The 16756-nt window shown below is 30.1% G+C and carries 13 protein-coding genes; 2 read left to right on the top strand and 11 right to left on the bottom strand.

Annotated features, from left to right (window positions below):
- Positions 1 to 142: 142 nt before the first annotated feature.
- The 7 genes from BN2920_RS04615 to BN2920_RS04580 all read right to left on the bottom strand — a co-directional run bounded on the left by BN2920_RS04615 (position 143) and on the right by BN2920_RS04580 (position 9852).
- Complete coding sequence (locus BN2920_RS04615; RefSeq protein WP_198157480.1) at positions 143 to 511, bottom strand: DUF3267 domain-containing protein; 369 nt, start codon at positions 509 to 511, stop codon at positions 143 to 145.
- Positions 512 to 1583: 1072 nt separating this feature from the next.
- Positions 1584 to 2846 (bottom strand): restriction endonuclease subunit S, encoded by a 1263-nt coding sequence (locus BN2920_RS04605; RefSeq protein WP_157065756.1) that lies wholly within the window; start codon positions 2844 to 2846, stop codon positions 1584 to 1586.
- 139 nt (positions 2847 to 2985) lie between these two features.
- The gene (locus BN2920_RS04600; RefSeq protein WP_172437855.1) at positions 2986 to 5151 is read right to left on the bottom strand and encodes an N-6 DNA methylase; all 2166 of its coding nucleotides are present in this window, start codon (positions 5149 to 5151) and stop codon (positions 2986 to 2988) included.
- An 811-nt stretch (positions 5152 to 5962) separates the two neighbouring features.
- Positions 5963 to 7318 (bottom strand): 23S rRNA (uracil(1939)-C(5))-methyltransferase RlmD, encoded by a 1356-nt coding sequence (gene rlmD / locus BN2920_RS04595; RefSeq protein ID WP_058293849.1) that lies wholly within the window; start codon positions 7316 to 7318, stop codon positions 5963 to 5965.
- Positions 7319 to 7595: 277 nt separating this feature from the next.
- Positions 7596 to 8000: a hypothetical protein gene (locus BN2920_RS04590; RefSeq protein WP_058293848.1), complete on the bottom strand. Its 405-nt coding sequence runs from the start codon at positions 7998 to 8000 to the stop codon at positions 7596 to 7598.
- A 19-nt stretch (positions 8001 to 8019) separates the two neighbouring features.
- Entirely contained in the window at positions 8020 to 8724 is a 705-nt protein-coding gene (locus tag BN2920_RS04585; protein ID WP_058293847.1) for a hypothetical protein, read from the bottom strand.
- Positions 8725 to 9174: 450 nt separating this feature from the next.
- A complete protein-coding gene (locus BN2920_RS04580) occupies positions 9175 to 9852 on the bottom strand; it encodes a ComEA family DNA-binding protein (RefSeq protein ID WP_058293846.1) in 678 nt (225 codons plus the stop codon).
- A gap of 158 nt (positions 9853 to 10010) precedes the next feature.
- Here BN2920_RS04580 and BN2920_RS04575 point away from each other — a divergent pair, with 158 nt between their 5' ends.
- Complete coding sequence (locus tag BN2920_RS04575; protein WP_058293845.1) at positions 10011 to 11246, top strand: D-alanyl-D-alanine carboxypeptidase family protein; 1236 nt, start codon at positions 10011 to 10013, stop codon at positions 11244 to 11246.
- A gap of 55 nt (positions 11247 to 11301) precedes the next feature.
- Here BN2920_RS04575 and asd read toward each other — a convergent pair whose 3' ends face one another.
- On the bottom strand, positions 11302 to 12387 hold the full coding sequence (gene asd / locus BN2920_RS04570; protein WP_058293844.1) for an aspartate-semialdehyde dehydrogenase: 1086 nt from the start codon (positions 12385 to 12387) through the stop codon (positions 11302 to 11304).
- Between the two features lie 208 nt (positions 12388 to 12595).
- On the opposite strand from asd, the gene BN2920_RS04565 reads away from it, so the two are divergent.
- Positions 12596 to 13483: a LysR family transcriptional regulator gene (locus BN2920_RS04565; RefSeq protein ID WP_058293843.1), complete on the top strand. Its 888-nt coding sequence runs from the start codon at positions 12596 to 12598 to the stop codon at positions 13481 to 13483.
- Between the two features lie 189 nt (positions 13484 to 13672).
- On the opposite strand, the gene BN2920_RS04560 is transcribed toward BN2920_RS04565, so the two are convergent.
- Genes BN2920_RS04560 through BN2920_RS04550 form a run of 3 tightly spaced genes read right to left on the bottom strand, consistent with a single transcriptional unit; the run spans position 13673 to position 16752 of the window.
- Positions 13673 to 14554, bottom strand: a complete 882-nt coding sequence (locus tag BN2920_RS04560) for an ROK family protein (RefSeq protein WP_058293842.1) — start codon at positions 14552 to 14554, stop codon at positions 13673 to 13675.
- Between the two features lie 13 nt (positions 14555 to 14567).
- The gene (locus BN2920_RS04555) at positions 14568 to 15944 is read right to left on the bottom strand and encodes a glycoside hydrolase family 1 protein (RefSeq protein ID WP_058293841.1); all 1377 of its coding nucleotides are present in this window, start codon (positions 15942 to 15944) and stop codon (positions 14568 to 14570) included.
- Positions 15937 to 16752: a MurR/RpiR family transcriptional regulator gene (locus tag BN2920_RS04550; protein WP_058293840.1), complete on the bottom strand. Its 816-nt coding sequence runs from the start codon at positions 16750 to 16752 to the stop codon at positions 15937 to 15939. The genes BN2920_RS04555 and BN2920_RS04550 overlap by 8 nt, the downstream gene beginning before the upstream one ends.
- Positions 16753 to 16756 lie beyond the last annotated feature (4 nt).

Below are 16756 nucleotides of genomic sequence, written 5' to 3'. Positions count from 1 at the left end.
GATTTTATTGCTGTTTGAATTTAGCTTATATAAAATATTATTTACTTGTAAGCTAAATTGTTAATTCCATTATATTGCATATGTAAAATAGTGTAAATATACTTTCGTGCCAATAATTTTTACAATTTATATAATTATTGTTTTATTTATCTATAACATCAAATCCGTAAATTCTATCAACCACATAACTATTAACATTACTCTTACATAAATATAAGGCCATTAATATATCACCTGTACTTCCTAATAAATTTAATAGAAATACAATTCCACCGATATTTTTAGGCATAAATGCTGAACACAATGAAATTATAGTTAATGGAGCTAATAGAACTAATAGAAATTTAGTTCTATGTAACTCTATGTCTGATATTTCTTGTGCATAAACATATATAACTTTAAATCCGTATCTTACCTTCCCTCCAAACATCATATAAACAATACCATGTAGTAATTCATGGACAAAGGTTATAGGTATAAAGATAATGAATAAAAAAATACTCAAATCCATACGCATATTTCCTGTAAACTCTATTCGTGTATTTTGTAATAATAATCCTACAAATAAATTTAAAATAAATTTTTGTTCAATTAAACAAAAAATATAAGCTATAAAAAAACATAATATATGTATTTTCCATGAAACTTTAAAAGACACGGCAACACCTCCAATATTAAGTATTGACATGTCTTTTGAGTTATAAACCTTACTTGATTATATTATTAGACATTATTAAATGATAAATAAAATATAGAATTGTTTATACTTATAAAATTCATTATAACTTCCTATATATAGATTTTGAAAATTATATACCTTTTATTTAAGCATCTGAATAACTTTTAAATCCATATATTAGGTATCTGGTGAATTGAATATTAATTGACATATATATTCTCTAAACTAGTAGATATGCTACTTAAGGACTTTTTAATGACAAAATTGTATAGAAAACATACACTATAAAGCATTAAAAATTGTACATCGTAATATAAGCAAATTTAATTGACACATTAATATCATTCCTGCAACACCTAGTAGTTTTATAGCCTTAAACTTGCAATTATTAACTATGAGCTGTTGTGCTAGCCATGGACAGTTTTATCAATTTTCCGTAAGCCACGCCATCGCTCCTTTAATTTAGTTGACTTTTCAAAAAATCTAATCTAATATATCATAACGCTCAAATTAGGAGGTCTTTATGAAAAAAAATTATATAATTATAAAATGTACATCATATACAGATGTTGCCACTAAATTATTGATCTATCAAGGAAAACACTTACACTCATATGAAATAGCCAAAGAATCCACGAAATTTTTAATACTAACAGAATGTATCTTATCACAAAACCAAATTAATATCCTAATTAGTCAAACTATCATGGAAACTAAATGCAATTCTTATGCTCCAATTTGCACTCTTACATCTTATAATAGGAATATTTGCTATTCTTTCAAAATTTCTTCATTAGACTTACAAACAACTCCTTACAAATATTTAGCAGACACTATACTTTCATTACCATATAGATTCACCAAAGCCAAAACACATATCGACCCATATGGAAACGTATTTCTATTACTGATTAATTAAATAGCTTTCATATTTTTTCTCTAGTAACTCAATAGCTTCATTTTCTAGCACATTAGCTTCTTCTTGCAGAATTGAGGCTTGCTTGAAATATTTACCAATTTCTTCTTGTGCCTTAGATGCTATCTCAGGAATAGGGATTGTCTTTAATACTACTGGATCTATTTCTGGAATATCTTTTCCGAATCTAGTCGCCGAGATAAGATGATACCCCCATTTATCACTACACAGAAAAGCTGCTATGTAATAGAAATCCATATAATTACTTTTTTTCGCAACCCGTAATACGTGCTGAGTAACTGCTTTCCCATTCATCAATTCACCGGCTAATACGCCATGCCCCATTATCCCACCATATGTACCAGAACATGGAATCAATACTGTATCAGTTTCTATTTCACACTTTTTGAGTTCTTTAGCATTTAGTTTTTTTGAAATAAACTTACTTGGTGAGAAATTGGCTCTTACAATATCAGATGATGAATATAAGCCAATACCATTTGGATTGTCTTTATCTAAATAATGACGCTTAAAACGCGCTGTTCCCCATACATTTGCCATATCCCCCAAAAACCGGTGCTTTCCCTTTAGGATTTCTCTAAAAATATACTCTGAATAAAAATTATACATATGCGGATCTATTCGATTAATAAGTAATCTATGGAAAGGTACAATATTATTATTAGATTTTTGCACTTTTGGTAAAAAACTACTCAATTCCTCATCTAATCTTTCTTCTACCTTATCTAATAGCATTCTTGCTTCATCATATTTTGATACCGCATTCAACATCATGTCATTAATTTTTTTTACAGCATCCTCAAAGTACATTACAGGAAGCTCTTGAATATTCTCTTCTGTCAATTCCTTAATTACTTTTCCATGCGCATCCTTCACTAATAATGCCATTCCATATCTTGTTCGTAGATATGCAGCAATATATCCTCTTACTTCCTTTTTTAATCTAAGTCTTATACAATGATCACTTGCAACAAATCCAACAAAAGTATCACCACATAATACACTAGTACCAATTGTACCAGATCTAGAAATCAGTATATCCCCTGATTCAATAAACAATTTTTCAGAATTTCGTATTTTATTAATAAATATCCTTGTATCAGTAGGCAATTTCATATTTAGCATGGAAGAAGTACCTAACATAGGCACCCCAGCTTTCGGATTATCCGTATAAGCCCTACTAAATCTATTAGGCAGATACATCCCTTCAATACAATCTAGATTTATCATCTTTTTTATTTTAATGTTATGGCTTTTACAATTACGAATTATTTTTTGTGTTTCAACATTGTATTGGCTAGGATCAATACGAAGCTTTCTGGAAATAGTATCGATGCTAGCAACAATATTGATCTGATTATCCAACTTACTATAAGACACGATATATCTCCTCCGCTAAATCATAGTATACTTTTCCATCTCTTAATTTAGCTGAAAACTCCAAATACTTTTCAACAATTCCTGGTAAATCGTTATCAATAATTTTCTCTTTAACAATTTCTTTTGTATCAGCGTTAATCTCAATCTCTTGAAGAATTTCCTGACCTTCTTCATCTTTTACAAAAAGCTGCTTTCCTCTTCTGTCATATCCAACCTTAAATACTTCAGCCATGAAAATCGGATAATTTTCAATTTGAATTACTTCATCTAAAATCCGAGCTGTCTCTTGTAATTCTCTTCGTTCTACAACTAGAACCGCAGTAAGTGTACCGGTTCCCTCTCTACCACTTATTAAAAATGTTTCTACAGGTAACTCTAGGACAGCTAATATCTTTGTGTGTGCAAACAGCCACTTTCTAACATATTCAAGTCCTGGATTATTAAGTATTGATTGTGGAACAACTATCGCTGCGCGACCTTTTCCTGGTACTAATAATTGAATAATTCTCTCTATAAATAAAATTTCAACAATTTGTGATGTCTTATCTTTTGCCAATTCAAACTGTTCAAGAACATACTGTTCTGTTCTAATAATATTGTTACCAAAAGGAGGATTAGCACCTATTTTGGTAATGTTTCCAACATAAAATACATGTCCTGATTCTTCAACCTTTTTTAATCCATATAGTTTTCTTAAAGCATCTGCATTATCACATGTCCAGTTTTGAACAGGTTCAAGAATATCCTGATTAAACACTTGAGCAGTTTCAGCGCCATTCATCATCAGATTCATAGAGCACGCATTCGCAAGATTTCTATTTATATCATTCGCAATAATATTGTTTGCTGCGAAGTGACTCTGTTCCCTATAAATTGCTTCGCTAAAATCACCTTTTCTTTTACTATATCTATTATAAATAGATCTTTTTCCTGCTTCTAACATTGAAATAATAAAACCACCCGAACCACATGCTAAATCAGTACAAATATCATCCGGTTCAATTTCCAGCATTGCTACTGCCGCCTCTATAACAACTCTCGGAGTGAAGAACTCTCCTTTGTCACCTCTTAAATTAGCACCTACAATTTCTTCATATGCAGCACCTTTGATAGTTGCACTAGTTTCAAGTAATGAATAATTCTGCAATTCATTAACGATTCTTGAAAGAGATGCTGGTCTAATATTAATTGTATCTCCCAAAAAACCTTGATACTTATCATATCTATCGACGATAAGTCTTTTATATAATCCATTAATTCGATTATTCAACTTATTAATCCCATCCTGTGTCTGGCTCTCATTTGGAGTAACATAGAATTCTGCATACTCTTTATCTTCTTTTTCATCCTCAATCTTTGTTTCAATCACTTTAAGTAATTCCCAAAAAGCTGTCATCTTATCGTCACCAGCTGTAGCAATAATGTCATGACATTTTTTAAATCGCCACTTCAAGCTCTCTGATGTCGCTGGAACAAGTTCTTCAATTCTCGGTCCTTTATCACCTGAAATAACTTGACCTGCTCGTGGTATATCAGTATCCACTTCGGATACTTTTCCACTTCCTATCTTTTCACGCATAACAACCTGACGTAAACATCCTGGTCCATTAGTCCATAACCCAGACATACAATCCGGACATACTGCAACATATGATATTAACTGGCCAACCCCATCTTTCTTATCAGCCAATCCAATCTTTGGTGATTTTGTTTCTATTATTAATTTTACGTTTTCTTGTATGTGTTCTCGATTCTCATCAAAGATTGCAATATCTATTCTCTTAGATGAACTACCAACCTTAATTACAAATTCTGTTTCCATATCTTCAAAAGAATAATTATATTCCTTTGCAAGCACTTTTATCATTTCTTGTCTGACATATTCTTCATCTGTAGCCTTTCTCTGCTTCTTTGCTACCGGATCATACACATATCCTTCTTTTATTTTACTCATATCAATATCCTTTCTTGAATCATTCTTCATATTATTGAAACTTCTCAGATTTTCAGGCTTTTGGACGCCAGAAGGGATAAGCCACGTTTTTCCCTTCAACATTGCTCCCTCTATCCTACCTTGACTGCATAATAAGGCAATTCTTCTTGCAGAAATTCCCCATATTTTAGATAATTCGTATGTAGTAAAAAAATTCATCATACCCCCCATTTCTTAACCAAATCCTGCTCTTTTATTATATTCTTTTATCTGAACTTTTCAACCCTTATTTTGCATATTCTTATGTATAAGCATATAAAGTTCCTCCACTCATTACATTATAGTAATTTATCTTATTAAATTCTCTATTAAACATGCCTATCTATTCTACCTCAACCGCCATAATCCCCTTATTTCAAGCTTTCCATAGAAATCAATAATAAATGAAAATTATCTAAGAGTACAAAATTCCAATTAATATATTTCAAACGTTAAGATATTCAATATTATATGACTTGAAATTCCTAAAGATATTCCTATACAAAAAAGTTAAATTTAAAAATGAAGCCACGCAACTTAATATAAGTAAAAATATTATACTATGAACTAATTGTTCTATGCCATAATATTTCTTTTAAAAAATAGAAGCTATTTAATCCCCCCCCTCCTATCACCTTTAAGACAGTTGATTTGTAAGCTCAAACAATAAAAATAAAGTTTTTCCGAAATTTGCACCTCCAGCAAAACAGCTGCGAGATAAACCTAATATCTAGAAACCATTTTTTTACTGGCAGTTTCAGGTACTATATTTCTTTATATTAATAATACATATTCCATGTGAAATATCTATAAAACCATATTTATATATTAATAATGAGATAACCAATTTTTTACTCAAATAAATACGCAAATATCCTCACTTCTGCGTAAAAGTTAGCCCCCCTAACCACAAAAATTCCCCAAGACCTAGTCTTAGGGAACATAAAACACACTTCAATATTTAATTAAAATCCGCGAAACCTTTGATACTGCGCTATTTCTTGATTAGCTTCACAACAGTCTCAGCATGAGGTGTATTAGGGAACATATCCTTAACCTTAGTCTGCACAACTTCATATCCTCTTTCAATAAGAACTTTAAGATCATTAACTAAAGTCTTAGGATTACATGAAACATATATTATCTCTGGTGCATTAAACTTAATTACATAATCAAGTGCCTTAGGATGAACCCCGCTTCTTGGTGGATCTAAAATAATTATATCTGGTTTATCTTTAACTGTTTTAATTATTTCTGCAACATCTCCAGCAAGGAAAGTACAGTTATCTAATCCATTTAGCTTAGCATTTTCCTTAGCTGCTTCAACAGCTTCTTCTATAAGTTCAATACCTATAACTTTCTTAGCTTTTGGTGCAACTATTTGACCAATTGTTCCAGTTCCACAATAAAGGTCAAATACAACTTTATTTTCACTATCTCCCATGAACTCCCTAACCATTGAGTAAAGTTGTTCTGCTCCCTTTGTATTAGTTTGGAAGAATGAAAATGGTGATATGTTAAATTCAAGACCTAAAAGTTCTTCTCTTATATAGTCTTTACCATAAAGTACATTAACCTTTTCTGGTATTACTGCATCTGATCTTGAGTCATTTTCTGTATGTATAATTGAAACTAATCTTCCTGAATATTTTTGATCCCTTAATAACTTTACATATTCACTTAAATCAAAATCTATTTGAGTTGTAGTTACTAAATTTACTAACAATTCTCCTGTATTTTTGGCTTTTCTTATTACTAAGTGTCTTAAATAACCCTCAGCCTTCATTAATCTATAATAAGGTAAATTTTGTTCTCTAAAATATTCTACTGTAAGCTTTATTATTTTTCTATAATCTTCATCTACAAGCTTACATTCATCAACTGTTATTATCCCAAAGGATTTACCTATCATGTGCATTCCAACACCAAGTGGAGCACCTTTTTCTGCATCTCCAAAAGTAAATTCCATTTTATTTCTGTATTCAAACTGTTCTGGACTGCCTTGAATCCCCAGATAATTTCCCATTGGAACATCTGCATTTTTAAATAAATCTTTTATTTCTTCACTTAAAAACTCTAATTGCTTTTCATATGATAAATTTTGTGATGAACATCCTCCACATACTCCAAAATGAGGACATACTGCATCAATTTCATATTCTGCTTTATCAATCACTTCAATAAGTTTTGCTTCTGCATAAGTATCTCTTTTCTTTTTAACTCTCGCTTTAACCGTCTGGCCTGGAAAAGCATTCTTTACATATATTTTTTTATCTTCTGCATAACCTATTCCTGTTGACGGAAATTCTGAATTCTCTATTTTAACAATAATATCGCTTCCTCTTCTCATTGCACGCTCCTAAATTTACATTAATATTTTTAATCTATATTCTTAAGCTGATAATCCAAATTTTATGTTTGCTGAATCACTTATACCTATAAATATACATATGAATAGGTATTTTCCTTATTACTTATGTACCTATCCTATTATAATTTAAAAGTTATCTTTACGCCAATAAATTTTATTGGTTAAAATTGAAATTTTACAATAAAAAAGCACAAACTATTTAAATATATTTTTTAATAAGTTTGTACTCAAATTTTTATTTTATATAATTAATATTCTATATATTAAATATTTTTTCGCCTAGAGTCTTTTTAAATTTGCTATTCTTAAGTATTGGCGAATAAAGTGAATTAACTATGAAGTATATTATTAATAGCACTCCTAAAGGCATAACAACCATATATCCTGCAAATTTTATTAAAAAGTCAAAGATGATTAACAAAATACTTGATAATGCTATCATAAGTGATTGATCTAATACATTGCTAAAAATCTTCTTTAATAATGAAGTTTCTTTTATTTCTTCGTTTGCACCATCTTCATTTTCACATTTCTCAGATTCTTCTACTGAAGTTTCACTTTCTACTGATTCTATATTAGTCTCATCAGTTTTATTTTCCACACTTGAAGTATTTTCTTCGCTTTCATTATTGATATCCTTCTTTATTTCTTCGTTTTCCAAAACATATCCTCCTAAACTTTTATTCCATGCTCATTTCTGCATTTGCAAATACATATTTTTTAGTTGATAATTTATAAACAATATAATCCTTATCAGCAAGATATTCTTCTTTTAACCCATCTTTTGTTGTATTACTAACTATTACTTCTTCTTGACCACTTTTCATTTGTTCAATTATAGTATTATTTATGTTAGAATAATCTTTATTCTCTTCTCCTGTAAAGGCTTCTATGTATTTAGCAAAAGCTGTTTCTCCTAAATCAAACTTTCCGCTTTCTATTGCATCCTTACTATCAAATTTCAAGCTTAATTTTAATTGAATTTCTCCACTTGATAAATCTTCTCCATATATTTTTAATCCAAAATACATGCTTTCCATTTTGTTCATTTCTGGATTTTCATTATCAAAATAAATTGCTTTTTCTGTCACTTGTTGGCCATCGATCTTCTTAATCTTCTCATCTAATGAATACTTCAATCCTGTATCTTTTGTTATTTTCTCTACGTTAGCAAGCTTTTCATCAAATACAGTTTTAAGCTCATCTAATGTACGATCTTCTGCCCATTCTCCTGTAAGGTATGCATCTGTCGCATCTGTCTTTTGCTGCTCTTGAGCTGTATTATTTTCTTTTGCTGCTTCATCTTCTGTTTTTCCATTTCCACAGCTAATTAAAGATACACATAATACTAAGCTCATCAATATGCTTGCTATCTTCTTTGACATATATTTTCCCCCTAAATTTTTGTTAATTTTATTATATATGTTTATTAATATATGTTGTTATAAAGGGATTTAATTAAATTGAATAGGCATATAATGCTTAGTGATGTGCAAGCCTGACAGTGTAGCCCATCTTCATATACTGATGAAGATGTTCCCTCGGCATATAATGCTTGGTGAGGCACGAACCTAGCAGTATAGCCCATCTTCATCGATAGATAAAGATGTTTCCTTTAACTACTAGCAATAAAAATCCACAACATATACTTTATGTTATCATTACAGTATTACAGTTATGTGTCATAGGCATATAATGCTTAGTGAGGTACTAACTTAGCAGTATAGCCCATCTTCATCTACTAATGAAGATGTTTCCTCTTTGAAGATGTTTCTTTGTTTATTATATAATCTTTCTCTTAATCTTGCAATTATCATAACATATAATCAAATATTTTAAACTTCTATCTTATCTTTAATTTTCTCAAACATTTTTTCACCAATTCCATCCACTTCTTTTATTTGATCAGTAGAAGTAAACCCACCACTTTTCTCTCTATACTCTATTATTCCATTGGCCTTAGCATCACCTATACCATTTAAAGTTTTTAATTCCTCTAATGTTGCAGAATTTATATTGACCATATTGCTTACATTAGTTGTAGTTTCTATATTATTTACAACTGTATTATCTTCAACCTTATCATTTATTTCATTCTTGTTTCTAATATATATTAACTCATGATTTTGTAATTTCTTTGCTCTATTTATATTACTTAGATCAGCTTCTTCTGTTACACCACCTGCAAGATCTATTACATCTTTTACTATAGACTCATCTTCTAATGTATAAACATCAGGCTTTTTTACTTCCCCTTTAATTTCCACAACTATGTTTTTATCTTTTAAAGGAATGCTTTTCTCAGAAAATTCACTTTTAGAATTGCTCTCATTCTCAAAATAAGCTGAATTATCAGACTCATTATTTTGTTCAACAAATATATCTTCATCATTATTTTTTCTTAATTCCTTATACCCATTCCTGTAATAATTAAAACCAAGAATAGTTAATAATATTAATATGACAATATATATGCCAAGCTTCTTTTTATCCTTAAAAAGTTCTTCTAACATATGTGTCCCCTCTCCATATTTATTATATTAAAATTATTGACATATATTATATAAAATACACTATAATTACAAGTGCATAGAAATTTTTATGGAATTAATTATAATTATTTGGTAAAATGTACTGAGTAAGCAAAATAATTTTTATGGAGAATAGAATAATGAAAAAGTATGTAAAGATATTGGTTTTACTGTTTTTAGTTTGCTTTTCATTCTCTAATGCAAAAGCAAATGCAGTGGAAGAACCTAATATTAATGCTGAAGGATCTATACTTATTGATGCTTCAACCGGCCAGGTTCTTTTCGGGAAAAATGAAAATAAATCTTTTGAACCAGCCTCTACAACAAAAGTAATGACAGCATTAATAGCACTAGAAAGTTGTAAATTAGATGAAACCGTTAAAGTCACACAAGACTTTACTTCTATTGATGGTACTGCCATCGGATTATTAACTGGTGATGAGCTAACAATGAAGGATTTACTTCTAGGTTTACTTATGGAGTCTGGAAATGATTGCGCTAATGCAATAGCAATCCATATTTCTGGTAGCATAGAAGATTTTTCAGTACTTATGAATAAAAGAGCCAAAGAAATAGGAGCTGTAAATACTACATTTAAAAATCCAAGTGGGCTTCCAGATAAAGGCCATGTCACCACACCTCATGATTTAGCTCTAATACTAAGAGAAGCAATAAAAAATAAGGATTTTATGGAGATTTCAGAAGTTCCTTACTATGAGATTGTAATGAAAAATAATCCTGAAAGAAAAATTATAGTAAACAATAAAAATCATATGATAAATAAAAATTCCAAATATTATTATCAATATGCTACATGCGGAAAAAATGGATATACAACTGTTGCTAATCATACATATGTAGCTGCTGCTGAGAAAGATGGACATGTTCTAGTTGCATCTTTTCTAAATGCATTAGATAAAAATCAAAATTTCCATGATATGCAGACTGTTTTTGATTATGGTTTCAATAACTATTCTTTAGTAAATTTATATAAAAAAAATCAAGAAGTATCAACATATAAGATAAAGGATAATTTAGAAATTCCCCTTCTTGCACCTGAAGATATAAATTATTATGTAAAAAAAGGTGAAGAAAACAATGTAAGTTCTAATATAACCGTTGAAAATAAAGATTTGAGTAAGAGTTCTTTTAATAAAAATGATCCTATTTTAAAAGGAACTATTTCGGTAAATGGAAAAGAGTTTATTACAACTGATTTACTTGCTGGTGAATCAGTTGATTATGTTCCACTAATGTCAAAAAAGAATTTTCCTGTATTAAGCATTGCAGCTGGTGCTATTGTTGGTTTAGGATTAATCTTTGTAGGCGTTAATTTTTCTAAGAAGAAGTTTAAAATAAGAAAAAGAAAACATTAAAAATGTGCCTTTGGCTAATTATTAAGCCAAAGGCACATTTCTATATATTAAACATCTATTTAGCAGTCAAATATCCTGTAGCTTTTAAATATTCAGCAGACAATACTGCTCCACCTGCAGCACCTCTTAAAGTATTATGAGAAAGTCCTACAAATTTGTAATCAAAAATCACATCTTCTCTAAGTCTACCCATTGAAATTCCCATTCCGCCTTCATAATCTCTATCCAAATTAGTTTGAGGTCTGTCTGGTTCTTCCATATATCTTATAAATTGCTTTGGCGCGCTTGGAAGACTTAATACTACATCATCAGCTTTATAACTATTCCATTTCTCTATTATTTGTTCTTTAGCTGGTTTGTTTTTAAACTTAACTGAAATTGTTGCCAAGTGTCCATTTGCAACTGCAACTCTTACACATTGTGCACTTATAACTGGTGATTTTGCATCAACAATCTTGTCTCCTTCAATTTTACCCCAGATTTTAAGTGGTTCAATTTCGCTCTTTTCTTCTTCTCCACCAATGTATGGAATAACATTATCAATCATTTCTGGCCAGTCATTAAATGTTTTACCAGCACCTGATATTGCTTGATAAGTGCTTACTACAACTTTTTCAAGTCCAAATTCTTTTAGTGCATTTAATGCTGGAACATAGCTTTGAATTGAACAGTTTGGCTTAACTGCAATAAATCCTCTCTTTGTTCCAAGTCTCTTTCTTTGAGCTTCTATTATTTTAACATGCTCTCCATTTATTTCTGGAATAATCATTGGAACATCGTCTGTATGCCTATGTGCTGAGTTGTTTGAAACAACTGGTATTTCATTCTTTGCATATTTTTCTTCTAATTTTTTTGTATCTTCTTTATTTAATGATACTGCACAGAATACAAAATCTACTTTTCCACCAATTGCATCAATATCATCTGAATCCATTACTACCATGTCCTCATATTTTTTAGGCATTGGCTCATCCATCTTCCACTTATCTCCTACAGCTTCTTTATAAGATTTTCCTGCTGATCTTTTACTTGCTGCAAGTACAGTTACTTCAAACCATGGATGATTTTCCAAAAGACATGCAAATCTTTGTCCAACCATACCAGTTGCCCCTACTATCCCTGCTCTTAACTTATTTGACATAAACTCACCTCTAGATAATTTTAATATAAAGTCTCTGTTATAACTTATGATGCTTATATTAAGCATTTACCTATAGTTAGAATTATTTATCTAACCTAAATCTTCAAGACCTTACTTATTTGTTAAATATATGATATCATGTATTTATCTATTAGTAAAATTGATAATTTCTATTATCATAATCAATTATTTTGATGGAGGTGAATTTATGGATTTTAAACAACTTAATGCCTTCTTAACTATAGGACGACTTCAAAGCTTTACAAAAGCAGCTCAGGAATTAGGCTATGCTCAGTCAAGCATTACTACTCAGATTAAATCACTTGAAAATGAACTTGAAGTTAAACTTTTCGAACGAATAGGAAAAAATGTAACTTTAACTCACGAAGGAAGAAAATTAATTCCTTATGCAAAACAAATGCTTAAATTATCTGATGATATAAAATCAAGTATAACAACCGCAGACAAGCCAACTGGAACGTTAACTATTGGTGCAGCAGAATCACTATGTGTTTTAAGACTTCCTGAAATTTTAAAAAAATATCGAGAACTCTATCCGGATGTTGATGTTTCAATTAAATTTGGAAGTTGTGCTGATTTTAGGCACTTCTTAAGCAACAATATTGTAGATGTAGCTTTTTCTCTTGGCGTAAAAATAGATTCAACTGAGTTTATTTCAGAAATAGAACTTCCAGAAAAAATGCTTATTCTTGCATATCCTGGACATCCTCTATTAAAAAAAGAGAAGGTTTTTCCTAAAGATATTTCAAATGAATCTCTAATATTAACTGATACTGGATGCAGTTATCGTGCTGCTTTTGAAAATATTTTAAGAGATTCACATATAACTCCAAATGTAGCTTTAGAGACAGGCAGTGTGCAGGCTATTAAGCAATTCACAATGAGTGGTCTTGGCATTTCTCTTTTACCTAAGGTTGCTGTAACAGACGAAATTGAATCTGGAAGGTTAATTCCTATAAATTGGGCTGGACCAGATTTTAATATAATTTCACAAGTTATATATCATAAAGATAAATGGATTTCACCTGCTTTGAGGGAATTTCTAAATTTAGCTAAACAGTATTTAAGCAATTGATTATTTATTAGAAACAAATGAATTTGTTGGCTGCTATTGGATACGTCCTATTTCATAGATAGTAATATCTATGAAATAGGACTATATTTAAAGGAAGAATTCTGGTGACAAGGTTTTTCAAAAGAAATATGCTCAGAAGTAATCAATAACTGCCCGTATATCAGAATAAATATACTATTCTTTAATAAATTAATTATATTCATTTAAGTAATTTGCAAGAGCTCCTATAAGATTAGAATCATTTTTATGAACGCATATGTCTAATTTAGGCTCTATAGTTTTTATATCTATACTTTCTCTTATTTCTTTGATTTCACTATTAATCCTTTCAACAAACCCTTCTCTACTGCTGATTCCACCTCCTATAAGAATTATCTCTGGATCATATATGTGTTGCAAATTAAATATTCCTTTAGCTAAATTTTTATAAAAAGTATTTATAGCATCTATACATATTTCATTTCCCTCACTAGCTTCCTTAAATATTCTCTCCCCATCATAAGAATCATCTTTATAATGTTTTCTAACCTTTCTTACAAAAGACATGGTAGATGCGCACTCACTAAAGTTTCTATACTTTCCGTCTTCTTCTTCCATAATCATGCACCCGAATTCTCCTCCATATAAATGTTTTCCTTTATGAATCTTGCCATCTTTAACTATAGCGCCTCCAATACCTGTTCCACAAACTAAGAACATCATATCTTTTGCCCCTCTAGCATTACCCGAAAAAACTTCAGCTAAAGCCGCACAGTTTGCATCATTTTCTATAGAGACATTTAACCCTGTTTTTTCTTTAAATATTTCTTTAAGATTAGGTCCGTGAATGCATTTGACAGCACTATCACCTCCTACTATTCCACTTTTTGAATCTACTGCACCTGGAGAACTTATTGCTAAACCTTCTATTTCATATTCTTTTTTCATATCTTTTATCCAGTTTGCTACATCATTTGAAAGCTCTTCAAAATTATCTTTTACTTTAAGTTTTGATTTTGATTTTAAATTGCCTAATTTATCAGATACGGCCACTTTTATAGCAGTTCCTCCTATATCTATACAAGCGTACATAATAAACTACCTCCTAAAATCCTTTATTTTCTGAAAGCTGTTTAAACCACTTTCCACTCTTTTTTATAGTTCTTTTTTGAGTGTCTAAATCTAATGATACTAATCCATATCTATTCTTATAAGCATTTAGCCAAGACCAATTATCTATAAATGTCCAAACGTGATACCCTACACAGTTTGCGCCTTCACTAATAGCTTTATGAAGCCAAGTTAAATGATCTTTATAAAATTCTATTCTATAATCATCTTGAATTTCTCCATCCACTTTAAACCTCTCTTCTCCTTCAACTCCCATTCCATTTTCAGTTATCATCCATTCTATATTTCCATAATTATCTCTTATGTTTATAGCTATATCATATATACCTTTTTCATAGATTTCCCAACCTCTATATGGATTCATCTTTTTTCCAGGCATTTCATAGTTGTCATAATAATATTCTGGCATAAACGGAGCTTCTGGATTTGGAAGATTTGCTTTTGCACAAACTCTTCTAGGCTGATAATAATTTACACCTAAAAAGTTTATAGTATTTTCTTTTATGTCCTTTAAATCTTCTAAATCTATTTCCGGCATCAAGTTATGTTTTTTAATTATATCTACTAAATCTTTAGTAAATTCTCCTTTTACAGCTGGGTCTAAGAAACTTTTATTGCAGAATAAATCAGCAATATAAGCTGCTTTTAAATCACTTTTATATTCACTTCTTGGGTAGCATGGAGAAAGGTTTATTATTATACCTATCTTTCCATCACCATTTAGATTTTTATATTCCTTTACAGCTAAGGCACTTGCAAGTGCTGTATGATATGCAACTAAAACAGCAGCTTTAGGATCTACTTTATATGGATACTGATATCCTAAATAATATCCACACTCTACGTGAACCATAGGCTCATTAAAAGTAAACCAGTGTTTAACTCTATCTCCAAATAACTCAAAACAAGTTTTAGCATATTTTGCATAATACTCAACTACTAACCTATTTTCCCATCCGCCTATTTTTTGCAATTCATAAGGCATATCAAAATGAAATAAGTTTACAAAGGGTTCTACTCCATTTTTAATCATTTCATCTATAACATTATTATAAAATTCAACTGCTTTTTCATTAACGTCTCCAAACCCATTTTTAAACATTCTTGACCAGCTTATAGATAATCTAAATGAATTATGACCTGTCTCTTTTAATAATTTTACATCATTCACATAATTTTTATAAAAAGTAGATGCGACATCTGGTCCTATGTTGTTATGAAATCTAAAACTTTCAGTCTCATACCAATAATCCCAAATATTTTTCCCTTTCCCATCTACATTACTAGCTCCTTCAGTTTGAGTTGCTGAAGCTGCACTTCCAAAATAAAAATTCTCTGGAAATTTAATCATGCCTATCTCCCCTTTTTTCTACAAAAACTTTTTCTGTTGAAATCCATTGGTCTAATACATCGCTATATCTTCTAACATAGTAATAATAAATCAAATCTATTTGTATAAGGATTGGAATCTGAGCAGACATCATACCTGTTGATTCTTCTCCTTCTAGATTTGCTGTAAGCAAATAAACATCAGATAATTTTACTAACTTAGAGTTTTTATTTCCTGTTATAGATATGATAGTTACACCTTTTTCTTTAAGACTTTCTGCATATCTTTCTAAAGTTTTATTTCCTCTAAGAGAAAAAATAAATACTAAATCACCTTCTTTTAAAAGTTCACAAGTCATTGCAATGGCGTCCTTATCATATATTACTTCTATAAGCTTACCTGTTCTTGAAAACCTAAATTTAAAGTCTTGAGCTGCTGTTGCACTAAGTCCAAGAGCAAATATATGCATAAATCTATTTTCATAAATATGCTTACATATCTCATCTATTTTTTCATTTTCAAAGTTATTATCTATATAGCTAAATATCTTAATATAAGATGAATGCAAATCTGTTGCTATATTTGATATGCTAAGTTTATCCAAATCTTTTAAATGCTCACTATATAAATAATTAAGCTCCTTAAAATTACTAAGTCCTATCTTCTTACAAAATCTAGTTATAGAAGCTGGGGATACGCATAACTTCTTTGATAATTCATTTGTTGATAAAATAGGATTATTTCCTAAAAAATATTCTGCTATTTTTTCCTCAACATAAGTAAAATCCATTTTTGAATGTGTTATTCTTAAAATTATCTCTTTATTCACTTCT

Origin of the sequence: Clostridium neonatale, assembly GCF_001458595.1 — a bacterium.
Classification (GTDB): Bacteria; Bacillota; Clostridia; order Clostridiales; family Clostridiaceae; genus Clostridium; species Clostridium neonatale.
This window is presented reverse-complemented; position numbering and strand designations above follow the sequence as displayed.